Genomic DNA, 25,811 nt, shown 5'->3' with positions numbered 1-25,811 from the left:
TTTAAACGTTTTCGCCAATAGTTTCTGGCGCGTTTTCCGCTGACTTGAGTTTTTTTATGACTTCTAAAATGCCTTCCGGGGTCATTTGTCCGTACACTTCTTCGTCGTTGATGGTAACTACCGGAGCCAGGCCGCAGGCACCTAAACAAGAAACGGTTTCCACTGTGAATTGTAAATCTTCAGTAGTTTCACGACCTTCAGGCAATTTAAGTTCTTTGCGCAGGGCAAAATTAATGGGACCGGAACCGCGGACGTGACAGGCGGTGCCGTCACATACCCGGATAATATATTTACCCTTTGGAACCAGGGAGAATTGCGCATAAAAGGTGGCTACTCCGTAAACCGCTGCCGGAGAAAGGTTCATGACAGTGGCGATGTAAGTAAGAACTTCCTCGGGGAGGTAGCGGTACTCTCCTTGTACTTCTTGCAAGATAGAAATCAGGTGGGAGACTTTTCCTTCGTACTTGTCAATAATTTCTTGAAGCTTTTGGAACTTTCTCTCGGCTTTTTCCATAAAGAAAGGCCCCCTTCACGTTCGTGCAATAAAAGTGAAGTTGATATTTTGGTTTTCTCACGATTAACCTGAGTTGATATTAAAACTCTAGGTTTTTTTGTATCTTTTTTAAATAGTTAAACTTTAGTCGGGTAGTTTAAAACTTTCAGGCTTTAGGAAACATAAAAAACTTAATTAATTAGTTAACTTTTTTTAAGTACTGTTTGGGGTGACTCCAAAAGAAGAGGGTAAATCCTGAATTAATATCGTTTTATTGTTAACAAATATATTGCATTACTTTAAAAATGTCAAGTAAAAATAACAAATAATAATTCAATTTTCAAAATGCAAAAAAATATTACAAGTAATTAAAGTTTAGGAAGAAAAAAGAACCCCCAGGGTTTTAAACCGTGGGGGTTGATCTTTAGAATTGTTTTTACAGTTAGTCAACTTTAGGTCTGGGATACAAGCCGCAACGCTCAACAATTTCGGGAACGACTTCTTCCCATGCAATGGCCATAATGTGAACCCCGTGAACGCCTTTAACGTTCTCTTTAATGTATTTAATTTGCTCAATGGCAATTTCAATTCCCTCTCGTTTTTGATCCTCGGCGTTCTTCAGGCGCTCTACCAGTTCGTCAGGAACAATCATACCACTGACATTGTTACCGATGTACTTGGCAGCACGCCAGCTCTTTATCGGGGTTATACCGGCCAATATATATACGCGTTCATGGATGCCCCGTTCGCGAACCATTTCCATGAACCGCTCGAAGCGCTCCATGTCAAATATACATTGGGTTTGAATAAATTCAGCCCCAGCCTCTACTTTCTTTTCCAGGCGGTCCACGCGGAATTCAAAGGGATCGGCAAAGGGGTTTGCCACTGCTCCCACAAAAAAGCGAGGTTCATGTTCTTTGATTTCTTCACCGCAGAAGAATTTTTTCTCATCGCGCATTCTGCGTACCAGGTGGATAAGCTGTATGGAATCAATGTCGTACACATTTTTACTGGTTGGATGATTACCGAACGATTGATGGTCACCAGAAAGGCAAAGTACATTTCTCATACCGAGGCTGTATGCACCAAGCAAATCTGCCTGTATGGCAATCCTGTTTCGGTCACGGCAGGTCATCTGGACAATAGGTTCCACGCCTCTACTCAATACGTGCACAGCACTGGCTATGCTTGACAGGCGCACAATGGCAGTTTGACAGTCTGTTATATTTGTGGCATCAACATAGTCCTTTAGCATGTCAGCATGATGTATTATGCCCTCTGCTGAAGCATGTTTTGGTGGGCCAATTTCTGCCGTAACAACAAATTCACCCTTGGTTAAGAGCTTTTCCAGCTTGCTTTCAGTTTTCAATCTATCATCACATCCTCCCTGGTAGCTCTTCGAGGACCGCCGTCACGGGACTTGGACCAGTCTTTGGGAGGCTGGTATTTCATTATTTTATCCAACTTACCCAAAGCCTTCATGCGCTCGTAGATAAGGTGCCACGCGCAGTCCACATCCTTGCTGATTTCACACTTCCCGTACTGGGAACCTCCACAGGGTCCGTTCAAAATACTCTTGGAACAACGGATAATGGGGCAAATGCCGCCGGTAAGATGTAGAATGCAGTCGCCACAGAGACCACAGCGCTCTTCCCATTCTCCATGAACAATCGATCCACCGATAAATTTGGTATCCAGTGCGGGTACCACCCATTTATCGGAGAAACGTTCGGCAACGTACTGGACCCCAACACCGCAGGCCAAGGAGATAATTGCATCCACGTCTTTTACATAATTATCCAAAGATGTTATATATTCAGGGTCGCACTGGCGAGTGGCCACGTAAGTGACTGTTTCTAAGGGGTTGTTTTCCATCCTGCGCTTTATGCGCAGGGCAGCTGCCAGTACTTCTGTTTCTTTTTCGCCCCCTGCCAGGCAAACGGTAACGCAACCGGCACAGCCAACTAGCAATACCTTTTTGCAATCACTAATCATCTCGGCAATGTCTTGTATAGGTTTTTGTTGGGCAATAATCAAGCTGCGCCACCTTCTTTCTGGGTAGAATTTTTAAGGGGATTGGGTCCTAGTTTACGGATGCGCTCGGTCATTTCCGCAACAATTTCGGCAAACCGCTGTGCCTGGGCGGCGGACAGGTTAAAGAAATCCAAACGTTCCCCGCCGAAGCCAATTTCATCCAGAATTTTCTTAACATGTTGCACGCGTTTCTTGGCGCGAATGTTTCCTTTTAAAAAGTGGCAATCGCCTTCCATGCAACCGGCTACAAACACCCCATCCGCACCATCTTCAAAAGCTTGTAGGATTACGCGGTGATCAATGGTGCCTGAGCACGGCATTTCAACAATTCTTACGGTAGGAGCATACTGGAGTCGCATCGAACCTGCCAGGTCCGCAGCCGAGTATGCTCAGTAATGGCAGCAAAAGGCTACAATTTTCGGCTCGAATTCCGCCACCCTAAAGCACCTCCTTGTACAACCCGTTAACCATGTTCATGAGCATAACATCTTTATAACTCTGCAAGGTAATTGCTTTATTGGGACATTCGCCGGCGCAGGTGCCGCATCCCTGACAAATAACCGGCTGGATCTCTGCTGCGTAATTGTTAATCCGCGGCGCGTTGAAGGGGCACAACCTGACACAGGTAAGGCATGCTGCACACTTATCCGGCTGAACAACGGCCACAACGCCGGAGGATTCGATGGAACCCTTACTTAAAATGGTGGCGGCCCTACCCGCTGCAGCTTTTGCCTGGGCAATGTTTTCCTCCAGAGATTTGGGCCCGTGCGCCAAACCGGCCATAAACACACCTTCAGCGGCGGTATCCACGGGACGCAGCTTCATGTGAGCTTCAAGGAAGAAGCCGTCTTCGTTGAGAGGCACCTTGAACAGTTGGTTCATTTTGATGTTGTCTTCAGGCGGTAATATTGCCGCTGCCAGACCGACTACGTCCGCATCAATGATAATGGGTTCACCGAGAACGTGGTCGATAACGGTAACTTTCAAACCGCTCCCGCTGGTCTCAACCTTAGGCTTATTATCGGTATTGTAGCGGACAAAAATAACTCCTTTTCTGCGCGCTTCGCGGTAATTTTCTTCGTTAAAGCCGTAAGTCCTGATGTCACGGTAAAGAACGAATACGTTAACACTGGGGTTAATTTCTTTAAGTTTTAAGGCCAGTTTAACGGACTTGTTACAACAAACGCGGCTACAGTATGCCCGCTCGGGCTCCCTGGAGCCCACACACTGAATAAGAACAATATTTTGGGCTTCTTTAAGTCGTAAGTCGCCTGCCGTCAAGGCCTCCTCCAGTTCCAGTTGTGTAAATACGGCGTCATGTTTACCGTAAAGGTACTCTGTGGGCTTATACTCCTGTCCGCCAATGGCAATAATCGTTACGCCGTGTTCTACTTTTTTACCGTTGCTCAGGGTGGTTACAAAGTTGCCCACATAACCGGACACTTCGGTTACCTCGGTACCTGTGGTAACCTGAATCTTGGAATTGGATTTTACCTTTTCAATGAGTTCGCTTAAGAATGCCTGAACATTTTCGCCCCGGAAACCTTGCTTAATGCGAAGGGCATTACCTCCCAATTGAGCAGCTTTTTCTACGATGTGCACGTCATAGCCCTGTTCAGCAAGGCTTAGGGCACTGGTCATACCGGATATGCCTCCGCCGATAACTAATGCCTTGGGGGTTACTCCCACGGATATTTGCCTCACCGGTTCGAGGAGGGCTGCTTTGGCAACCACCATCTTAACCAGGTCTTTCGCCTTTTCAGTGGCCTTTTCCGGCTCATTCATATGGACCCACGAACACTGGTCACGGATATTGGCCATTTCGAATAAATAACGATTTAAACCGGCTTCCCGTATGGTTTCCTGGAAAAGCGGCTTGTGAGTGCGGGGGCTGCAGGAGGCGACGACTACCCGGTTAAGTTTGTGTTCTTCAATGGCTTCCTTAATGGCTGCCTGACTGTCCTGGGAGCAAACGTAGAGGAATTCACCGGCATAGACAACGTTAGGAAGCCTCTTGGCCATTTCTACAACTTCAGGTACATTAACCACGCCTCCAATGTTAACACCGCAGTGACAGACAAATACCCCTATACGTGGCTCTTCACCGCTGGTATCCTTTTCCGGCGGAAACTCTTTTTCCTTAACAGCGGTTCCCCGGACGTCACCTAAAAGAGCCACAGATGCCCCAGCAGCAGCGCTTGCCTGCATTACCGTTTCGGGGATATCCTTTGGCCCGCCGAAGGCACCGGCAACGTAAATGCCAGGCTTTGATGTATTTACACCAGTTAAAGGCTCGGTTTCTGCGAAACCGAAATTGTTAAGGTCCAGGCCCAGTTTCTTACCCAGCTCAATTACACTTTCTGAAGGTTTAAGGCCTACGGACAAGACTACCAGGTCGAATTCTTCGTAGTGGATGGTCCCTGCTTCATCAGCATATCTAATGACTAAATTTTTGCTTTCGTCATCCAGTTCAGAAATATCAAAAATCCGTGAGCGCACGAATTTAACTCCGTGTTCATTACGAGCCCTTTCATAATATTTTTCAAATCCCTTACCGTAAGTCCGCATATCCATGTAGAAGATGGTTGTCTCCAGGTCGTCCTCGCTATGCTCTTTGGCAATAACTGCTTCTTTTATTGCGTACATGCAACATACGGAAGAGCAGTAACCTTTCTCTTCCCGTACGTTTCTGGAGCCAACGCATTGAATCCAAGCTATTTTCTTGGGTTCTTTATGATCATAGGGTCTTACTAGATGTCCCTGGAACGGGCCTGAAGCACTAAGAATCCGCTCAAATTCAAGGCTGGTAAGTACGTTGGGATATTTCCCGTAGCCATAATATTCCAATTGGGCCGGGTCATACTTTTCAAAGCCGGGGCACAAAATGATAGAACCGACATTTAATTCAACTATTTCTTCTCCCATGTCGTGGTTAATGGCATCCGCCTGGCAGGCCTCTAAACATTTACCGCAGGCCTTGGGCTTTTTAATTTTTAAACACTTGCTTGCATCAATGGTATAGGCGTTGGGGTATGCCTGGGCATAAGGCTTGTAAATGGCCTTGCGGTTGTTTAAGCCCTGGTTGAATTCATCCGGGGTTTTGGTCGGGCATTCTCCGGCGCAGTCTCCGCAGCCTTTACACTTGTCAATATCAACGTACCTGGGGTGCTTGGTTACCGTAACCTTAAAATTGCCAGGTTCTCCTGTTACTTCTGTCACTTCGGAGCACGTAAGGATTTCAATGTTTAGGTGTCTTCCGCATTCAACTAGCTTGGGAGAAAGAATACACATGGAACAATCATTGGTGGGAAATGTTTTGTCCAGCATAGGCATGGTCCCGCCAATGGCCGGTGATTGTTCTACGAGGTACACATAGTAGCCCGACTCGGCAAGGTCAAGAGATGCCTGTATTCCGGCAATTCCTGCACCAACCACCATTACGGCGCCGACCTTATCAGCACTCATGGCACCACATCCACCCTCTCATTTGGAGTCCACCGTTACAGTACGGTGTTTTTAGTATAAATTTATTCTTTTGTAAGGACAGACTATTCCTTTCAACTCAAAATGGAATAGTCTGTCCTTACAATTAACTCCGTGTTTTAGTATTCGTTAGGCAACTCTAAAAGTTGAGCTCTGGTAAAAACAGGACCGTCTTTGCATACATATTTATTTCCAACGTTACACCTGCCGCACATGCCGATTCCACACTTCATTCTGTTCTCCAGCGACATTATGGTGTACTCGGGCTTAAATCCTAGCTTTTCCAGTACTGGTATGGTGAATTTAATCATAATTGGAGGACCGCAGATGATGGCATAGGCGTTATCCGCACTAGGTGCCACCTCTTCGGTTACCTGAGGAACAAAACCTACTTTGCCGTTCCAACCTTCCACCGGCCTGTCAATAGTAGTAACAAGTTCTATATCGGAGCGCTTTTCCCATTCGGCCAACTCATCCTTGTAGAGTAAGAGACCAGGATTCCTGGCACCGTAAATTACGGTTAAATTACCGAAATCGCCGCGGTTATCGGGGTGTAGTATATAAGTGGTAAGGGCACGTAAGGTGGTAAAAGCAAAACCCCCGCCTATGATAACAATATTTTTACCTTTTAATTCTTCAATGGGAAAATTATTACCCAGTGGGCCGCGTATTCCTACGATAGTTCCTTCTTCCATTAAGTGAAGAGCTGTGGACACAACCCCTACCTTAGCAACTGAGAACTTTAAGTGACCTGGCTCGGTTGGGGATGAGGCGATGCCAAAGGGTGCTTCTCCTTTACCAAAAACACATATTTCAGCAAATTGGCCGGGTGTATAGGTAAAACTTTTTTCATCTTCTTCGCTGAGAAATTCGAAAGTAAAAGTATGAATAAGTTTATCCTCAGTTTCTGTAAAATTTTTAACCAGTTTCATTGGTAGCGGCAGATATGGATTCTTCATTAGCTTACCGACCTCGCTTCCGACGCCTTAATCTCCGCCAAAACTTCCCGGATATCCAAGTTTACAGGGCAGTTTTGGATGCACCTGCCACAACCTACGCAGGCCGTGGCATTGAAATTATCCACGAAGTATTTAAATTTATGCATAATACGATTGCGGAAACGTTCTTTGCCGCTGGGCCGCGGGTTGTGGCCGGAACCGTGCAACGTAAACAACGGGAACATGCAGGAGTCCCAATTGCGAACACGGCATCCATTGGTGTCCACGGCGTCGTCCACAATGTCAAAGCAGTGGCATGTAGGACAGGAATAGGTACAAGCAGCGCAACCCAAGCATTTTTCAGATATAAAATCCCAAATTTCGTCGTAAAAATTAACGTCCAATTTAGCCTTAAGACCGTCTATATTGATAGCATTAATAAGGGTTGCATTGCTCTTTGCTCTGGAGGCAGCCTCTTTGTCAGTATCAGTTGCTTCGACACAATTGGCATCACTTAGTAGTTCTTTACCTTTATCTGTAATAATCTCTACTACATATTTATCTCCTACATCTGTCAGAAGCAGGTCCAAGGCACTGGTGTCAAAGGGCCCGCCACCGATGGATGTACAGAAACAGGTGCTTTGGGGCTCATTACATCCTATCCCTACCAGCACGGTGTTTTTACGGCGGGTTACATAATAAGGGTCCTGATATTTATCATTACTGAATACATTGTCTAGTAAAGCCAGGCTTTTGGCGTCACAAGGACGAATCCCAAAAATTACTTTTTTCTGGCTGTCGATTTTTTCTTCCAGTTGAGCACCTTGTTTATCTACCTTGTAACTAAACAGTTCTTCAGATTGAGGAAATAAAATCCCTTTAGGTGGAATCTTGGAATTACTATAATCCAATAAGACATCTGAGCCGGAGGTGATTTCTTTGAACATTACATAATGATTTTGCTTTACGGGTGCATATACTTGATAATTGGCTTTTAGGCTGTCCAGGAAATTTGCGATATCTTTTTTGGTTATTATCATATATTTTCACCTCATTCCTTCACCAAAAAAGGTTGTGGGTCATTCAATTCAAAAGTGGAGAGGGCCGGCTTATCTTCCATGTTTACGCCTGCCTCGGCTCCGAAGAATTCCTTGGCGTCCTTGACCAGCTTACGGGTAAGAATGCTTAGATTAATACCCATGGGGCAGGCGCGTTCGCATGCGCCGCAGTCTACGCAGCGGCCGGCACTGTGAAATACCCGAACAGCCTGGAATAAAAGGTTATCTTGAACATTGGTAGCACTTTTACCTATCCATTCAGGAGTGGAACAGTCCACAAAGCACTCCTCACAGTAGCACATCGGGCAGGCATTCCTGCAAGCGTAGCAGCGAATGCACTTACTTAGTTCCCCGACAAGGTAGTTGCGCCTTTCGGCAATAGATTTTGCTTCGAACTCCTTAATATCGGAAAAGTCATCATCTGTTTTTTCAGGAACAGGTTCTCCTATCATTTCATCATAAATTACCGGGTTTTTGTGGCGGCAAGCTTTACACGACCCATGAAGAACTTCGGAAATATTAACGGTTTTATTGAAATCCCGCCCTTTAAGTACCAGGGTTTCTCCCTTTTCTTCTACTTCTAAAAGTTCCTTGCCCTCTAAAAGTTCTGCAATCTTCTTACGGTCAACCATACCATTGCACGGTACACCTATAATATATAGATTTTCCCTGTTAACCTGGTTTTCCTTAATTAAAGCCACAATAGAGCGACTGTCACAGCCTTTTGCCACTACCCCTATTTTTTGGTCCTTTTTTCTTAGATAGTTAGCCAAGTTATTTTCACAGTTTAAGTTCCATGTTAACTTATCCGCATCTTCCGGCTTGCGTATGAAGACGGGAGTACTGCGGAGGGGCAGGCTGCCCTTGGCAAAGCCGATTACCAAGTCAACTTTATTTTCTTCTAATAATTTTTTCGCCGCATTTTGGACTGCAGTTGCTATTCCTTGCATCCGCAACACCCCGATTCGTTTGCAACCAGTCCTTTGTTCGGGCCCAGTTGCTTAACTTTTTCGGTTACTTTAGTAATTACTTCGGCGAAACGGGCACCTTCAGAAGCCGAAATCCATGTGAAGTTTATACGACCTTCTTCCACTCCCATGTATTCCAAGAGGTTTTTGAGTAAAGCAAACTTCCTCCGTGCAACCAGGTTGCCACTAACATAGTGGCACTCTCCGGGATGTCACCCGGAGGCAAGAATGCCGTCAGCACCGTTTCGCAACGCACTGATTATAAACAATGGGTTAATTCTGCCGGTACATGGTATGCGTACAACCCGGACGTTGGGAGGATATTGCATCCTGCCTATACCTGCCAGGTCAGCGCCGGCATAACTACACCAGTTACAAAGGAACGCCACTATTTTAGGTTCCCTTTCCATTCTCTGTTTTCCCTCCCCAGTTGCTACAGCGCATTAATCATAGCTACGATTTGTTCGTTGGTGCATCCCTTGACGTTTAACGCTCCGCACCGACAAGAGGAAGCACATGCTCCGCAGCCCTTGCACAGAGCCTCATTTACAACAGCTACTTTTTCTTTTTCGTCAACGGAAATTGCTTGTGCCGGGCATACCGATTCACAGGTGCCACAGCCGGTACATTTCCTCTTATTAACCACTGCGCACTTGCCTTCCACTGCAACTGTATCCCGGGCCAAAAGGGTGCAAGCTCTTCCAGCTGCGGCCTTAGCTTGAGAAATGTTTTCTTCCAGGTTCTTGGGGCCATGTGCCAGTCCGCACATGAATACGCCCTCGGTACTAAAGTCCACAGGACGAAGCTTCATATGAGCTTCCAAGAAGAATCCTTCTTGGTTCATGGGAACCTTGAAGAACTGGCTGAGCTTGCTGTTGTTTTCTTCCGGAGCAACAATTGCAGCTGCCAAACCAACCACATCAGCTTCAATAACTACCGGAATTCCCAATACATGGTCGGTTACGGTCACCTTAATGCCCTTGTCGGCATTCTCCACAACGGGCTTGTTTTCTTGGGAGTAACGTATAAAGATGATACCCTTCCTGCGGGCTTCCCTGTACATTTCCTCAAAGAAGCCGTAAGTTCTAATGTCCCGGTATAAGATGTAGATATTGGCATCAGGGTTAGCTTCCTTTATCTTCAGGGCCAGTTTGATAGATTTGGTGCAGCAAATGCGGCTGCAGTAAGGGCGTTCCTCATCCCGGGAACCAACACACTGGATAAATACGTAATTCTTGGCACCGGTAACCTTGCTATCGCCGTCGGCCAAAGCACCTTCTAATTCAAGGAGGGTCATTACCCGGTCACTCTTACCGTAAAGGTACTCCTTAGGTTGATATTCTTCTGCCCCGGTGGCGATAACGGTTACCCCGTGTGAAATTTCATTGCCGTTGCTTAATGTAGTTTTAAAGTTACCTACAAATCCGGTGACGTTTTTGATGTTGGTGCCGGTAAATATGGTAATTAACTGGTTATTATTTACCTTTTGAATTAAATCTGCCAGATATGCTTGAACGTCTTCACCCTTCATTCCGTAGCGAATGCGGTTGGCAATGCCGCCTAGCTTATCTTCTTTTTCAACTAAGTAAACCTTATAGCCCTGTTCTGCTAAGGTTAGTGCGCTAGTCATACCGGAGACTCCGCCTCCGATAACCAGCACATCGTGGTTCATTCCCAGTTCAGAGCCCTGGATGGGCTGGAGGAGAGCCGCCTTGGCCACAGCCATTTTTATAAGGTCCTTGGCTTTTTCCGTTGCCTTTTCAGGTTCATTCATGTGTACCCAGGAACACTGGTCCCTGATGTTGGCCATTTCAAACAGGTGCGGGTTAAGGCCGGCCTCCCTCAGTGTTTCCTGGAACAATGGCTCGTGGGTTCTTGGACTGCAGGAAGCTACAACTACACGATTTAGATTATATTCCTCGATGGCTTCCTTAATTTGGGCTGAAGTGTCTTGAGAACAGGCATACAACTTTTCGGTAGCGTAAACAACGCCGGGCAGCGTTTTAGCGAATTCAACAACTTCAGGAACGTTAACTACACTTCCAATATTAATACCGCAGTGGCAGACGAAAACGCCTGTACGGATAACTTCCCCTACTACGTCCTTTTCCGGCGGGAATTCCCTGGTTTTGGTCATAGTTCCCCGGGCCGCTGCCAGGATTGCCCCGGAATTGGCCGCAGCTGCACTGGCCTGCATGACTGTTTCCGGAATATCCTTGGGCCCGCTGAATGCACCGGCAACATAAATGCCGGGCTTGTTGGTTTCTACGCCGGTAAGATTTTGGGGTTCACAATAATTGAACTGGTTCAGGTTTAGTCCCAGCTTGTCTGCCAGTTCAACAAGATTAGCTGGTGGTTCCAGACCAACGGAGAGAATTACGAGATCAAACTCTTCATAATGTATGGTACCATTTTCGTCAGCATAGCGAATCAAAAGATTGCCGCTGTTATCAGGTTTTTCGGTTACTTCGTAAATGCGGGATCTAATGAAGTTGACTCCCTGTTCATTCTTAGCCTTTTCGTAATACTTTTCAAAATCTTTGCCGTAGGTGCGCATATCCATGTAGAAAATAGTTGTTTCCAGGGGATAACTGGCATGTTCTTTGGCAATTACGGCTTCCTTAATGGCATACATGCAGCATACAGATGAACAATAGCCGTGCTCTTCCCGGCAGTTACGGGAACCTACGCATTGTATCCATGCAATTTTCTCAGGTTCCTTGTCGTCGGAAGGACGTTGCAAATGACCTCCGTAAGGTCCGGAAGCACTTAAGATGCGCTCAAACTCGAGGCTTGTAATTACATTGGCAAACTTACCGTAGCCGTAGTATTCCAGCTTGGAAGCGTCAAACTTTTCAAAGCCTGGAGATAAAATGACGGAGCCTATTTCAATTTCGATGGTTTCGTCTTGCATCTCGTGGTTGATTGCGTCTGCTTGACAGACTTCTAAACATTTACCGCAGGCCTTGGGCTTTTTAATTTTTAAACACTTGCTTGCATCAATGGCATAGGCGTTGGGATATGCCTGGGCATAAAGTTTGTAAATGGCCTTGCGCTTGCCCAGCCCTTGGTTAAATTCATCGTCTACTTTAACAGGACATTCTTCAGCACAAGATCCGCAGCCGGTACATTTTTCCGGGTCAACATACCGGGCATATTTTTGGATGGTGGCTTTAAAGTTACCCGGTTCACCTTGCAGGTCTACTAATTCGGCGTTGGTAATGACTTCAATGTTCAAGTGCCGGCCGCATTCTACCAGCTTGGGAGATAAAATACACATGGAACAATCGTTGGTAGGGAATGTCTTGTCCAGCATGGGCATAGTCCCGCCGATGGCCGGTGCTTTGTCAACCAGGTATACATAATAACCCGATTCGGCCAGATCGAGGGATGCCTGTATACCGGCAATACCAGCACCAACTACCAATACAGCACCAATCTTATCAGGTTTCGTGGCACTCATCTTAGCATCACATCCGTCCTCCTAAAATTGGGGGTCAAAGGGGATCTAAAAATATTCCGCCTTCTGGCTAAAAAAGTAATAATTATGATAAATTATAATATAACTGATGTGACTGCTCCCGGTGCAAAAATAAAATAACTGCTGGAATAAATGGGGATTTGCTACTGTAATTGAAGGGGACTTTTATGATGTGAAGTGTGGTGCAAATAATGCTAGAAAGGAGCTTTATTGTTTAAGTTAAAATTTAATTAAATAATTGAATTTAAGGAAGGTACTGAATTGATTAGAGCTTTCTTTAGTAATTTCCGCTGCTGTATTGCTGAAAATACGAATGTTTCTGAACGGACTGTATGTAAAGCTACGGTACCAGGATAATCACATCTTGTACCTAGTATAATATTTCTCCGTTTGACTGTCAATTCTTTTAAAAGGTCGTGAAAAACGCCATATATGGTGTATAAAAAAGGGCAGAGCCCCCTCTAAGGGTAACTGCCCTTTTTTATATTTACCTTTGGAGGTAAGTTTTTACAAAAGAATCGCAATAGATATCCTGGTTTAATAAAATCCTGGCTGCTGCTACTTCTTCTATAAGTAGGGGATCATAAACATCAGCAATGGCGGAATCAAGTCCGCAAGCCATACTCATAACAAGGAATGTTCTATTAATTAAGTGGCGGTTTGAGCAACCTTGGGAAGCGTTACTTAACCCCATGGTTGTTTTAGGAGGAGGGTCGGCCAAGGTTTTAACTTGGCGCAATGTTTCCAATACCTCGACGCCGTGTTCCTGGGCCACGTTACAGGGTAACATAAGGGGGTCTATATATAAGTCATCGGTAGGAACGCCATGCATGTCGCAGTTTACTACAATCTCCATGGCCAGGGCGATACGGTCGCTGGCACTCTTCGGTACTCCCTTTTCGTTCATGGTTAGGCCGATAATTGCCGCATTATACTTTGCAGCAAGGGGAATATACCGGTCCATTTTATGCTGGTCGGCGGTAGTGGAGTTTATTATCGCTTTGCCTTTATGAACTTTGAGCCCAGCCTCAATGGCATCGGGGTTAGTAGAGTCAATGCAGCATGGTAGCGGGCAGGCCTCTTGGGCAACCTGAACCAGCCACTCCATAACCGCGGGCTGATCCTTGGGGTCCACGGTGGGGCCAGTGTTAATATCCAGGTAACGTGCACCTGCTTCATATTGCTTGATGGCATGTTGCTTAATAGGTTCGGGGTCTCTGTTCAGGATGGCTTCCCGAATATCTTTGAACATGCCGTTAATCCGCTCACCTATAAGGATCATATTGTAGCCTCCCCTTTATTTTAATACTCATTACTCTTCATGAGTTGATCAAAGTGAACCTTTAATTGTTTTACGGATTCAGGGTGACGGAGTACAAAGATGGAACCACTTGCTTGGGCAAAGGCGACGGTTGTAACTATTTCCCAAAGGATAGCCCGTTTCTTCTGCTCTCCCCATTCGGGAGTTTCTTCTTCCGGACTTTTAGCCTCTTTAGTCTTCCATGCTTCTTGTCCGACGGTGCAGATTACGGGCATGGATAACATTTTATCCCCCATAAGTGCCCCGAGGCGGGCGCGTTCCATGATGGAATAAGCATATTCTATTCCGTAGCCCAGTGCGCCGACCAGCGGGTCAATAACGATTTTGTTAGGGCTCATGTTCATTTCAGTAATTAAAATATTAAGCTGCTTTGCTAAGTTGATATCCAGTGGGCTGGCGGCTATGATGTTGTGCCCGTGCCCCATGCAAGCAGCTGTAATTGTCTTATAATTATTTTCTGTGGCCGGGCCGAGCAGGAAGTTCTTGCCTGAAAGGGCTTCCGCTACTGCCGGAAGGATTTCGGCGTCTTTTTCTTCCGAGCCGCAGCCCAGAATGATAAGAGGAACGTTTACGGCCTCTGCTACAGCTTTGGCAATTTCAGCGCACTGTTCACCACTGGTATCTTTGTTATCAGGGTTGGCACTTATTAAACGCAAGGCCACCAAATCGGCACCATACTCAACATTCTTTTTCGCCCATGCCACGGGATCCGATAAGACATCGGCAAAGGGCTCCTTCACTGGCTCAGGCCAATCTGTGGGTTCCATATCCCACACTTCCAGGGCCAAAACAGGCCTGTGGGGTATTTCGCCTTCGAAGTGCAGGAAAGGCAATGTGCTTTCGCCGCCTACTTTTACGACATTGGGTTCTGTACCCAGGACCACTTCTCCTACATTGCTGGTCCATTTTTCTTTAACTATGTTAACAGGCATTTGTTCCGCTCCTTTCTGCTAACACATAAATCTTTTTCATTTAAAGAGGCAAGGCTGTTATTATAGGACTCCGGTTTTTCTCAATATATTTGTAACTGCGCTTACCACAGGTGAATTATCCGGCAGGTCAATTAATGGCTTGCTGTAAAGGTCATATTCGTAAACCTGATTGTCTAATGGAATGGTACCCACTAACTTCAAGCCGGTACGTTCGACTTCAGGCATTAAGGGTTCTATAGTATTTTGTTCCACCTTGGTCACTACCAGATAAATTTGTTTAATATCCAGCTTAAGTGTATCTATCAGTTCTTTTATACGCTTGGCCGAACGAATTCCCCGGGCGCTGGCGTCACTGGTTACGAAAAGGAGGTCTACGTTCTGGGTAGTGCGGCGACTGAGATGTTCCAGGCCTGCCTCGTTGTCCATTACCAAATAGGGATAGTTTGCACTGAGTTCTGCCATATAGTTGCGGAGTAAGTTATTTGCGTAGCAGTAACACCCTGGTCCCTCAGGTCCGCCCATAACCAGAAGGTCTACATCATCTCCTTCTGATAAAGACTCATGGATGCGGTATTCCATGTATTGGTCCTTAGTCATACCGGCTGGCAGGGATTGGGTGGCATTATATAAGCTTGCCAGAATCTCAGCGATGGAATCTTCGATTTCCATACCTAATGCTTCATTTAAATTGGCATTGGCGTCTGCATCTACAGCCAGAACGGGTTTTTTACCGTTTTTAATTAATTGCCTGATGATCAGTGAAACCAGAGTGGTTTTCCCTGTACCCCCTTTTCCGGCTACAGCTATATTAAATGCCATATCGTCACATCCTTTCCGAAGCTTATTGCATATATTTCTGCATTTTTGGAACAGGGTTTTTATGCGCTGAAGTTAATAATTAGCTAACATTCCAGCGCTGCTTAATAAAGCTGGGAATTGCGGAGGACTCCCGTGGGCCAACCATTACGTTCCACCCACTAATTTCTTGCAGTTTTCCGCTCATAACAGCAACGCCTCCGGGGATGATTACAGTCTTATGCTTTACTTTCTCCTCCATATTGGTTTCTTTTAGCATTTCAGCAATTTTTTCAGGAGTAAATTTACCAGCTGCCCATCCGGTCAGGACGGAAATGCCGTCGGTGTCAACAGGGAGGATGTAACCGGAAATTCTGGCTGCTTCAACATCGCCCTGTACGCAGAAGTAGCTGAGGGAGAAGTTAGTTGTAATAAATACCGGTGAATTTTCATCCGGTGTGCCAACTTCATAAACCTTAGATTCAACAGCTATGGGCTTTTGTGGGTCGGTATAAATATTCAGGCGTAAGGTAATCAATGGTAAAATTTCAGCCGGATCGGCAGATGGGTAAACAACTATGCCGGCATACTTAGCGATACAAACACTTGCCTCTGCAACTGCCTGGATGGGATCTTCATTGGTTACCACAGTCAGGGTAGGATAGCCGAAAGGACGGAACCTGCGCAAAGCCTGACGCCGTATTTGTGTTTGGTCAGCCAGTACCTTGCTTAATTCACGACTTCCGGAATCGATAACCAGCTGCTTGTATCCAAGCCCGTGAATCTTTTCTACCAGTTCTGCCAAGCTGTTAAGGTCATTTCCCTTGACACCGAGGACCACTTCATTTTTCTTGGCCAACTCGGTCATGGTTTCGTAGTTATCAGCAGTTGCTCCGTAAAGTAATGGCTTACCTGCAGCACAGATTTCCAATGCTTTTTCAGCAGCCGCCGTATTTTCCGTCATTAAGATCATGGGGAACTTGGAATTTTCTTGGACAATTTTAACTGCTTCGGCGAACTTATCGGCGTTTCCGGAATCATTCTTAACAGCCACCAGGTTTACGTTATGGATTTGACCGACGCGATCGAATACCAACTTATTAATTTCGTTGACCTTTGCGGTAATGGCATCGGTATCGTCAGCATCTGATACAGCAATAGCAATACCGGTCATATTTTCAAAACGTTTGTCGTGGCGGAAAAGGACAGTCTCTCCACCTAAGGTAAGTTCTTGTTCACCGGTGCCGATTTTAATGGTGGCAATGGGTGGAGCAGATGCAGAATCTAAGGCCTCTCTTGCTGCGTCAGATACGTGCGGGCAACTATCTAAACTAGCTTTACCACTTGCTAATGCCATTGCAAAAGCCAAGCAGGTAGGGTGACCACAATCTTTACAGTTTGTTTTAGGTAATTGCTTAAAAATCTCTAAACCTGTCAAACCCATACTCTCTCTACTCCTTTCTTTCAATCATTTATTACTTGCAACAAAGAATGCCCTACCGGAACCCTTATAATAAGGGTTCCGGTATAGACAATTCATATCTTAGTTTAATATTTACATTAACGGATCCATGGTTAAGGCCGGGTGGCCTTTTTCTTCCAGGAAGGGCAGTATTTCTTCTCCGCTGGTGCCCACTGTCTCATCGGCAATTTTGTCCACAAAGTCCTTGCCCAAACCTTCCCGCTCGGCTGCTTCTTCCAGCATTTCCCGCAGTTCTTCCTTCAGTGCCTTGGGCATCCAGACCAGGCGGGCCAGCCCGCCGTCGGCAGGAATAAACTTGGGCGAGCCAAGATATGACTTGCCGATACCCATGAACCCGGGCATCTGGGCGCCGCCTCCTATGGTCCCGGCCAGGGTACTGAAGGTCATTCCGGACGGGGTCATGCCGGAGTGCTCGCGGTTAACTACCATGAAGCCGTTGCACTCGGGAACCATGGCCAGGATGCACTCAAAGCAGCCGCAGGAGGTCATGGGATGCTCCATGATGGTGTAGAAATTAACGGCTTCGACACTGCGCTGCGAGTTTTTATAGACGAAGTCGTTAAAGGATTTCCACTGACCTTTGACCTCGTCGATAACGCCCTCCTTGGGAATGGGCTGGTTGTTGCCGTGCGGGTTAATTTCATAGGCCGCCTTGGCATCCAGCCAGCTTACGGCACCGCACAGTCCCACCCGCTCGGGGGCGATAACGCAAACATGGGTGGGGGCGAAGGACTGGCACAGGGTGCAGGAGTAGAAGGTATCCACCTTTTCGTCCTTCAGTTCTTTCAGGCGCTCGTCCCGCCTCTGGTAGTACTTCCGGGCCACTTCCCGCATCTCCAGGACTTTTTCCTCATCGGTATAAATGGTGACCTGTACCCGGTCTACGATGGAGGCAAATTCAGCCTTGAATTTGGCGTATAGTATATCGCCTATATGTTTCAGGCGGAATCCCTTTCCAAAGGCATCCTTGCTGATGCGCACCCACATGATGTCCCTCTGGCCCACGTGCCACAGGCCTTCACCGTAGTTGGTAAAGTAGTGGATCTGGCGCTCGAGAACGGGTTCGAAGTCTTCCTGGAACTTCTTGCCGTATATGTCAACCACTATACCCAGGGGCATGCGGCCGCCGGCTTCTACGGTGTCGATATCGGGGCCGATGAGTTCAATCTTGCCGTCTTCCACTTCGTTTTCACCGGCCATGCGCACCAGCTCGAAGCTGGGAGTCTTGGTCCCGCCGAACTCCACGTACATGTCCTTCTTGCGGATGCTCTCGCCCTCGAAGGCGGGGCCGATGGTGATGGGTACGTCGATGCTGATGGATGTAATCTTAACTCCACGGGTCTCCAGGGCCTTCTGGACGATCTTATCGTAATCCGGCTCACTGATAAACCAGTCGGGAATCTGCTTGTCTTCCGGGAGTTCCTGGTCGGTTATAACGGGGAAACCTACGTTAATGCAGCCCATGGCGGCAGCGGTTTTTACCATGTCGTGCTCGCCCAGGTAGAGCACGAAGGCTAGAATCCTGTCGCGCTGGTACTGGCGCTGTGCGTCATAATCTCCCGGCTTGATGCCGCCGAACATCATGCCGGCCCGGAGGGCGTAGTTGGCCGCGTGCACCACCTGGGTGAAGTTGCCCAGGGGATAGGCTATATAGTCAACGCCCAGCTTGACGTTTTCTTCCAGGAGTTGTTCTATAATTTCATCGCAGAGGAAGATCATGAGGCCCTTACCCATTAAGTCGTCGACTATTTTTTTGGCTGCCTTGGAGTCCTTGGCCCGGCCGAGAATTACGGCCTCACCCGGGATGGTCCAGTCAACCATCTTGATGCCGTACTGGCGGACCACCGGGTCGCCGATGAACCCGGTCCACGGTGGAACGTGCAGCGGGTTTTCCGGGCTGTGCTTCAGGTAGCGCACGGCCTCGATAATCTCTGCCGCGTACCAGGTGGCTTCACCCCACTTGCGGGCGTTTGCAAAGGTTTTTTCTTCTTTGACGGCGTGGCGCATGCGGTTTAACACCGGCACGCAGTCACCCAGGGTTTTGATTTCTTCACCGCTCAGGCAGCGGATTACGGGCAGGTAGTAGGCGGTATCGGGGTATCCTACCGGATGATCTTCACCATATTGGCGAATGGCCTGGTTAAGCAGTATTTCTGCGTAGCTGAGTGCGGTTATGGTACCTTCATAGGCTTCTTTAAAAAGCCTTTTCGGCTCTTTGCCCGGTTCTATGGCACCTTCAAAGATCTGATCAAAAGACATTAAAATTCCTCCCTTCGACCCGGTTTATTAATAACCCTGACAGAGTTCGGTTTCAAAGTTCTCGGCAGTTTTCTTGTGCACACCCAGCTTCCAGGTGCGATATTCGAGAGCACTTAAAATCTTCTTAGCTGCAACTGCAGGATCCATTTCAAACATAAAGTACCCGCCGAAAACGTCACCGGCAATCTGGGTCAGAATACTGTAAATCAGGTCGCTGCCTTCCGCAGGTGGCATAGCGCCTACGTGTACCGGACAACCCATAGCCAGGAACCATGTACCGATAGCCACTGCCTTGCCGCTCATGGCTTCCGGCGCGGAGGCTACAAACGGTACTTTAGGAGTAGGAACGTTTAGTTCTCTGGCCATATCCATCAATAGATCGGAACACCTGGTGTTGTCCACACAGGAACCCATGTGGAATACCGGTGGCAGACCAGTGCTCAAATCGGCTTTTTCACTAATGCGGGCCAGGAAGTTCTTCAGCCCTTCGCCAGCATATTCTTCTACTGCTTCGGGGGCTAAAAGTCCTGCTTTCGCGCAGGCTTGCATTGCACAACCAGTTCCGATTACGAAAACGTCATTTTTGAGACATTCCTTAATGATTTCCAGGTGGCTCTGATCTTGAGGTCTCTTCAGGTTGTTGCAGCCGGCAAATACTGTAACGCCCTTCAATTCGCCACTTAAAATGGCATTGGTTAGAACACTTACCGGGTTATCGGGATTGACGGATTTGAATACTTCATATAGAGCTTCCTTGCTCCAACCGGCAACTACCTTGTTTTTAATAGTCGGAATGTGTACCTTGCTGTTATCCCTCTCCTTGAAAGCTTCTATAGCAATTCGTATTGCCTGCTTGGCGTTTTCCAGGGCTTTATCGGTTTGGAAATCGATATGATATGCTCCGGGTATCTTAACAATGGGTGAAGTGGTAATGATACGGGTGTGGAAGCATTCAGCTACAGTTCTAATGGAGGGCATAATACACTGTACGTCTACGCACATGGCGTCAATTGCGCCGGTGGCTATGGCATACTCCTGGGAAGCAAAGGAAGTTACCAAGGGTACTCCCTGGCGCATTAATACTTCGTTACCCGTACAGCAGATGCCCATGAGGTTGATTCCTTCAGCGCCGGCATCCTTGGCCTCGCCTTCCAATTCCTTTGCTGCTTGAACGATAATTTCACTAAGGATGGGGTTATGGCCATGTAATACAAAGTTAACCTTCTTTTCGTCAATTACGCCCATATTAGCTTCGCTAACAACAGGGCTAGGTGTTCCGAAAATGATATCGGAAAGATCAGTTCCCACATGCATACCTACGTAGTCTGCCAGGGCTACGCGTACTGCAGCGAAAATGATGTTAACCGGATCGTTATCCATACCAACGTGAGCTTGGGATACCAGTTCGGAAATTGTATTATAAACACCGCTTGGCATAACATCATGGGTGCGGAATTTTTCAATACGGTCGGGGGTAACTGTAGTATTTACCCAGGTAGATTCTCCGAACCCTTTGAGCCGGCTATAATCGGCCAGCGCTGCTTCAGCCAGTTCTTTGGCCAGCGTCATATCATCTTTGCCTTCTATTTCTATACCAACACGCTTACAAACAGCACGTAGTTTTTCCGGATCCTTTACGCCGTAATCGGGTGCATGTCCTTCAGCTGCTTCCAACAGGGTATGGGCCATGTGGCTGGCGTGCTCACTGTGGGAAGCGGCACCGGTGAGCAACATAAGGCCGGTATGACGGGCGGCAATGGTCCATGCCGAAGCACCACAAATACCCCTGCTGGCAGGACCTTCATCGGACTTGATACGGCACGGCCCCATCATGCAAAAACGGCAGCAAAGACCCTTGTACCCGAACTGGCATTGGGGTTGCTGGGCAACGGCCCGATCAAAAGCAGTAATTATACCTTTTTCTTGTGCTATGTCGACCATTTCAATCACTGCCGGGTCAACGGACCGTTTAATCACCTTCGGATCTAATACTCGAGGCGCATCCGAAGGCCGGCAGGTATGGTTTACATCTCTAAACCTTGGCATTAAACTTCAACCTCCTCAATTTAAGAGTTGCTATTTAATTAGTAAACTAAAAGCCTCGCACCTTTTTAAGAGTCAGAACTAGGTGCCTAGTGGGGATAAGTTTTTTTGGTTATTTATCACCCACCCCTTCTTTCTCAATTTTTTGGCAAATTTCCCTGATTTGTTCCACCAACTCTCCCCCTGACTTCATTACATCTTCTGAATCCATTGAGCTTGCCCAAAGCCTGTCATTGAACTTTATAAATCCCAGGACATCTCCGTCCCGGAAGCTTTTTTCGATAAATTCTTTTTGTTTTTCGGAACTGATTTTGTTTCCAATAATTTTAATACTTTTTATCCCCAAATCACCCGCCAACCGTTGAACCCGGTGAGCAGTATTGATGCTGTTCTTATTGGGCTCTACCACTACAAGCATCATATCAACGCCTTTGGCGGTACCTCTTGTTAAATGTTCTATGCCTGCTCCCATATCCATTACAACTGCTTCGTCTTTATCAAGAAGTAAGGAGGAAACAAGCGCGTTTAAAAAAGTGTTTTCCCGACAATAACACTCGGACCCTCCTTTTTTTACATTTCCCATGCGGAGGAACCAAATGTTACCATGTTTGTAACAATAGCTTTCTATAGAATCATCTAGTTTGGGATTCAATACGTAAAATGTGCCACCCCCAGTTTTTTGCCGGATTAAGTCTTTCATTTCCACGACTGGCTTTATGTCTTGAGCTTCTTGGTCCGGAATTCCAATGGCCGATGCCAAACAAGCATCGGGATCAGCATCTATAGCAAATACAATTGAACGTTTTTCTGCAAGAGCCTTGATTAGAGCAGATGCTATAGTTGTTTTACCTACTCCACCTTTACCTGAAATTGCTAGTTTCATATTATCACCTCTGCGTCGTCTAAAGGTGAATCATTTGACTGAATAATTGGACATATTTTTAGATTAAATTTCTACAAATCCTAGCGAATTTCCTGCTTGCGATAATTTTTAAAATTTCGGATAAATTTCTACGGAAATTATTAAAATCCTGCTAACAAAAAGAAAAACATTGGACATATGCCAATAAAGTTTTTACAAAAAAAACATAAAACGTTTCTTTAAGTAACGATATTCAATATAAAGGGCTGCAACGAATATTAATAAAGCCGTGTACCCGGCAAGCTTAAACAGGGTTATTTTAAGTTTAAGCTTATTAATTTCTTTTTGTTGGTTTTCAATTATCTTTCCAAAGCGTGCTTTTTCGTTATCCAGCTCGTTTTGCCGGCGTTTTACTTCTTCATATTCATTGAGCATTTGTTCAATTTGATTGATTGCCCGGGCATACGCATCGGATAATTCTTTTACTCTTTGTTCCAATAGGTAACTTCGTGAATACGTGGTATCGGGCTCTATTGCTTCGTAAAGTACCATTCCAGTACCGTATCTGCCTTGATTATTTAGGAAGCTTAAGGTAGCAGCCACATCTGCGTAGGTGGCAATGGGAATTTTGAGCCCGTTTTGAATTTTGGGCCCGTTTAAAATGATTGGGGGGTTTCCAGTAGTACCTGTTATGGCAACACAAGTATCACTTAATATATTAAGGTTTCGCAGATGATTTAATAATAATCCTACCTGATTATCGGCTATTGACATGGCCTGCTCATATTTATCGTAGGATCGGCTATTTTTTTCTTTAAATTGGGATAAAACAATTATACAAAAGAAGTTTTTCGAGGGATTGATTTCCTTAAGGGCATCAGTCATAATTTTATCGGCCTCGTGGTAAGGGCCCCTGTTTACAATGGAAGCTCCTTGGGTTACTGACTCTAATTTCCCGCCGGTACCGTCAATAAATATAGTTTTAATACCGTTTTTACGTTGGGAGGAATAAAATTCAGCCAGTGTTTCTTTGTTAATACCAGAAGTCCCCGTAAGTAAAGCTGAAACTGTATCTGAAATGCCGTCAGGAACATTGGCAACTTTTTGGATGGTTGTTCCTCTTTTCATTAAACCTTTAATATTAGGGATTTTTGCCGTTTTAAGATGATTTTGCTGAAGTCCGTCAATGACCAGGATTATTGTTGTAATCCTGGGTGATTGGGTTACAATGCCTTTATGGCTTGTTTTAGCAGCCAAGGCAGTTCCCGGTGCGATTGTTAAAATAAATAAAAGAGCGAGAGTGCCGGACAAAAGTTTTTGATAAATATAAGACATATAAGGACCCCCCCATTTATCTATAATTGGGGATGTCCTAAAAATATGCTAAAAAATTATAAAACTTAAGATTATTTATTTTCCTGGTTAGATAATAGCTTTTTTTCCAACTGTGAAATTCTTTCCTTGAGTTCATTAAGTTCTTCCCGTGATACCAGATTCAATTCACTTTTAACCTTTTCCAATTCGATTCTGATAGCTTGTTTTAGTACCTGCCTTTCTTCTTTACCCTTTTGCATCAAATTTTCTAGAATCGATTGAGCATCATCCTTTTTTACCTGCCCCTTTTTAACCATTTCATTGATAAACTGTTCTGCCTTTTCCCTGGTTAAAGCAAACGCACCAATACCTGCCAGTAACATTTTTTCAGTGATACCCTTCAAAAAAGCCACCTCCGGGGGAATAAGTTTTTATTTAAAAGTATAACACGAGTAACTATAGATTATTGCCCCAAAAATTTTATTTACCATAGAATATTAGACAGGGAATGGGAGATACTATAAATACTCCGCTTTGGTGAGTTCTATCTCTCCCCGTCCAGCGAAAGCTGGACTTTTTTTTAGCAAATAAAAGCCCGGAGCATTTTGCTCCGGGCTGAGGTTGTTGACAAATCATTGTTAACAACCAGGTTACTTATTTGGGATAAGATTCGGAAAGGTGTAAGAGAAAAAATCTAGGTGGACCCCATTAAAATTTTAAGCTGCAAATATATGTTTGGTCGTGGTGATTAATTTTTATAATCCCCGGCTTGTTTCGGGCCAGGGCACCCTTTACAGCCTCAACGAAAGGTAGTTCCAGAGTTTGATCGAGTTCTCAGCTTACCACGTAACGGGAGTACCAGTCCATGATGGCCAATTTTGCAGGTGAATGTAGGTGATGTCAATACCCAAGACGTGGTTGGGATGGGTGATGTCAAGGTTTCTGAGCAAGTAAGGGTATACCTTGGTGCTGCTGGCTCCGCTTGCTCAGGTTCGGGCCCAGGCAAATGCCGGCGATTTCCATTTCGCGCATGTGGCGTTGAATGCTTTACGGTTGATAATAAAACCCTCCCGGCGGAGCTGGGCAGTAATGCGCCTTGAGCCGTAAAATGGAAATGTACTTTATGACAATTTTCTCGAAAACAATAGCAGACGGGTTTTCTTTTGACTAAACTGACCAATGCGTTTGCTGGAGGCGTCCATTATGCCAACCAATGGATTGATTATCTACTGGCAATCCGCAAACCAAGCTGCGGTACTTTGTCCCGTCATAGCTTTGTTGACAAGAAAATGGTTTGCCAGAGTGTCTCTCCTGGTTTTTAAAGAAGCAGTAAAAAATTATATTCCCAGGCGGTTTAACACCATCTGCCACGCTTTTTTCGTGGTGGCCGGCTCAAGATTGGCCCCGCTGCACCTGGCGCTTTCACCGAACCCCAAAAGCTCTAAAAATTTTTTTCGTTGAGGATGCCGGGGCAGTGTAAATTCAACTCCGGTTAGCTTACGGGCCCAAAGGAGCCGGCTTAAGCCGGCCGGGCCGAGTTCACACAGACCGGTTAAATCTACAATCGCCCGGCCGGCACGCCTTTCTCTCAAACGTTCTTCTAATGCCTGCGGGTCCAGGCGCGTGCCCACATCAATTCTCAGGGCTACCTCTTTTTCCACTTTAATCTCATCACGGACCAGTTCTACTTCTTTGACCTCGGGAATAGCCTGAAGGGCTTCCTTTACAACATCTGGGCTCTCCCCGGCAAAAAACCGGACCTTTATTTCTGTACCCTCAAAGCCATGTTCTTTGATTTCGTCAAATGAAGGTTGGGCCTCAATAATTCTCACCAGTTCTTCCAGAGTCTTTAACACCACGAAAGCACGCGCCGCCTTCATACTGCAATCTTCCTCAAATTTAATCATTAGTTCGTCTTCTCTTGATTCTGCAAAGGCACCCGCATCATGTCCGCTGCGAGTCAGATGCTCCAGTTTATTTACCAGGCTTTCCAGCTCAAGGACGTCCCCGCCCTCTCCCCGGGCCTTGCCGGCCAGTCCTTTTAGCGCGTCAAGGGCATTGAATAATGTGTCGATAATTTCACCGGAGGGGTGAATCCCCCTTTTTCTCACACCATCCAGGAGGTCTTCCATGCGGTGAGCCAGGGTGGCCATTTCTTCAAAGCCGACTGTTGCCGCGTTGCCTTTAAGATTGTGGGCAATCCTGAAAATTTCGTCTAAACAGGTGCGGTCGGAAGAGTTCTTTTCCAGGAATACCAGTTTACCTTCCAGCTCCTGAAGTTGTTCAGTGGTTTCTTCCAGAAAAACCTCTATATAGGGAAGGGACTCTTCGTTAAACATCGTCTCAG

The 25,811-nt window shown here is 46.1% G+C and carries 20 protein-coding genes and 1 pseudogene; all 21 read right to left on the bottom strand.

The features are described from left to right. Position 1: 1 nt before the first annotated feature. Positions 2-514, bottom strand: coding sequence for an NADH-quinone oxidoreductase subunit NuoE family protein (locus ACX4JR_RS10350; RefSeq protein ID WP_476057990.1), 513 nt, complete (start codon positions 512-514; stop codon positions 2-4). Between the two features lie 421 nt (positions 515-935). Next, the gene (locus ACX4JR_RS10345; RefSeq protein ID WP_476057989.1) at positions 936-1,862 is read right to left on the bottom strand and encodes a methylenetetrahydrofolate reductase; all 927 of its coding nucleotides are present in this window, start codon (positions 1,860-1,862) and stop codon (positions 936-938) included. Next, entirely contained in the window at positions 1,859-2,530 is a 672-nt protein-coding gene (locus tag ACX4JR_RS10340) for a methylenetetrahydrofolate reductase C-terminal domain-containing protein (RefSeq protein WP_476057988.1), read from the bottom strand. The genes ACX4JR_RS10345 and ACX4JR_RS10340 overlap by 4 nt, the downstream gene beginning before the upstream one ends. After that, the gene (locus ACX4JR_RS10335; protein ID WP_476057987.1) at positions 2,527-2,964 is read right to left on the bottom strand and encodes a hydrogenase iron-sulfur subunit; all 438 of its coding nucleotides are present in this window, start codon (positions 2,962-2,964) and stop codon (positions 2,527-2,529) included. The genes ACX4JR_RS10340 and ACX4JR_RS10335 overlap by 4 nt, the downstream gene beginning before the upstream one ends. A gap of 1 nt (position 2,965) precedes the next feature. Next, positions 2,966-5,992: an FAD-dependent oxidoreductase gene (locus ACX4JR_RS10330; RefSeq protein WP_476057986.1), complete on the bottom strand. Its 3,027-nt coding sequence runs from the start codon at positions 5,990-5,992 to the stop codon at positions 2,966-2,968. A gap of 137 nt (positions 5,993-6,129) precedes the next feature. Continuing rightward, a complete protein-coding gene (locus ACX4JR_RS10325; RefSeq protein WP_476057985.1) occupies positions 6,130-6,969 on the bottom strand; it encodes an FAD/NAD(P)-binding protein in 840 nt (279 codons plus the stop codon). Then, positions 6,969-7,988 carry a 4Fe-4S dicluster domain-containing protein gene (locus ACX4JR_RS10320; RefSeq protein WP_476057984.1) on the bottom strand — a complete coding sequence of 340 codons (1,020 nt, stop codon included), beginning with the start codon at positions 7,986-7,988 and terminating at the stop codon, positions 6,969-6,971. The genes ACX4JR_RS10325 and ACX4JR_RS10320 overlap by 1 nt, the downstream gene beginning before the upstream one ends. A gap of 11 nt (positions 7,989-7,999) precedes the next feature. After that, entirely contained in the window at positions 8,000-8,956 is a 957-nt protein-coding gene (locus ACX4JR_RS10315; RefSeq protein WP_476057983.1) for a 4Fe-4S dicluster domain-containing protein, read from the bottom strand. Continuing rightward, entirely contained in the window at positions 8,944-9,384 is a 441-nt protein-coding gene (locus ACX4JR_RS10310) for a hydrogenase iron-sulfur subunit (protein ID WP_476057982.1), read from the bottom strand. The genes ACX4JR_RS10315 and ACX4JR_RS10310 overlap by 13 nt, the downstream gene beginning before the upstream one ends. A 23-nt stretch (positions 9,385-9,407) precedes the next feature. Next, positions 9,408-12,437 (bottom strand): FAD-dependent oxidoreductase, encoded by a 3,030-nt coding sequence (locus ACX4JR_RS10305; protein ID WP_476057981.1) that lies wholly within the window; start codon positions 12,435-12,437, stop codon positions 9,408-9,410. Between the two features lie 505 nt (positions 12,438-12,942). Continuing rightward, positions 12,943-13,737, bottom strand: coding sequence for a methyltetrahydrofolate cobalamin methyltransferase (locus tag ACX4JR_RS10300; protein ID WP_476057980.1), 795 nt, complete (start codon positions 13,735-13,737; stop codon positions 12,943-12,945). A 20-nt stretch (positions 13,738-13,757) separates the two neighbouring features. Beyond that, a complete protein-coding gene (locus ACX4JR_RS10295) occupies positions 13,758-14,708 on the bottom strand; it encodes an acetyl-CoA decarbonylase/synthase complex subunit delta (protein WP_476057979.1) in 951 nt (316 codons plus the stop codon). A 60-nt stretch (positions 14,709-14,768) separates the two neighbouring features. Continuing rightward, positions 14,769-15,527: an ATP-binding protein gene (locus ACX4JR_RS10290; RefSeq protein ID WP_476057978.1), complete on the bottom strand. Its 759-nt coding sequence runs from the start codon at positions 15,525-15,527 to the stop codon at positions 14,769-14,771. A 79-nt stretch (positions 15,528-15,606) separates the two neighbouring features. Next, complete coding sequence (gene acsC / locus ACX4JR_RS10285) at positions 15,607-16,947, bottom strand: acetyl-CoA decarbonylase/synthase complex subunit gamma (RefSeq protein ID WP_476057977.1); 1,341 nt, start codon at positions 16,945-16,947, stop codon at positions 15,607-15,609. Positions 16,948-17,058: 111 nt separating this feature from the next. Continuing rightward, positions 17,059-19,245 (bottom strand): acetyl-CoA decarbonylase/synthase complex subunit alpha/beta, encoded by a 2,187-nt coding sequence (gene acsB / locus ACX4JR_RS10280; protein ID WP_476057976.1) that lies wholly within the window; start codon positions 19,243-19,245, stop codon positions 17,059-17,061. 27 nt (positions 19,246-19,272) lie between these two features. After that, the gene (gene cooS, locus ACX4JR_RS10275) at positions 19,273-21,291 is read right to left on the bottom strand and encodes an anaerobic carbon-monoxide dehydrogenase catalytic subunit (RefSeq protein ID WP_476057975.1); all 2,019 of its coding nucleotides are present in this window, start codon (positions 21,289-21,291) and stop codon (positions 19,273-19,275) included. A gap of 109 nt (positions 21,292-21,400) precedes the next feature. Next, positions 21,401-22,171: an ATP-binding protein gene (locus ACX4JR_RS10270; RefSeq protein ID WP_476057974.1), complete on the bottom strand. Its 771-nt coding sequence runs from the start codon at positions 22,169-22,171 to the stop codon at positions 21,401-21,403. Positions 22,172-22,363: 192 nt separating this feature from the next. Next, positions 22,364-23,485, bottom strand: a complete 1,122-nt coding sequence (locus ACX4JR_RS10265; RefSeq protein WP_476057973.1) for a hypothetical protein — start codon at positions 23,483-23,485, stop codon at positions 22,364-22,366. A 71-nt stretch (positions 23,486-23,556) separates the two neighbouring features. Further along, a complete protein-coding gene (locus ACX4JR_RS10260) occupies positions 23,557-23,868 on the bottom strand; it encodes a phasin family protein (RefSeq protein WP_476057972.1) in 312 nt (103 codons plus the stop codon). A 331-nt stretch (positions 23,869-24,199) separates the two neighbouring features. Beyond that, positions 24,200-24,576, bottom strand: a pseudogene (locus ACX4JR_RS10255) (IS3 family transposase); the annotation flags it as partial. 225 nt (positions 24,577-24,801) lie between these two features. Continuing rightward, positions 24,802-25,803, bottom strand: a complete 1,002-nt coding sequence (locus tag ACX4JR_RS10250) for an Hpt domain-containing protein (protein ID WP_476057971.1) — start codon at positions 25,801-25,803, stop codon at positions 24,802-24,804. Positions 25,804-25,811: the final 8 nt, after the last annotated feature.

This window comes from Desulfofundulus sp. JL263-se (genome assembly GCF_056316025.1).
Note: the sequence above shows the minus strand (reverse complement) of the source record. Positions and strands in the feature narration are given on the sequence as shown.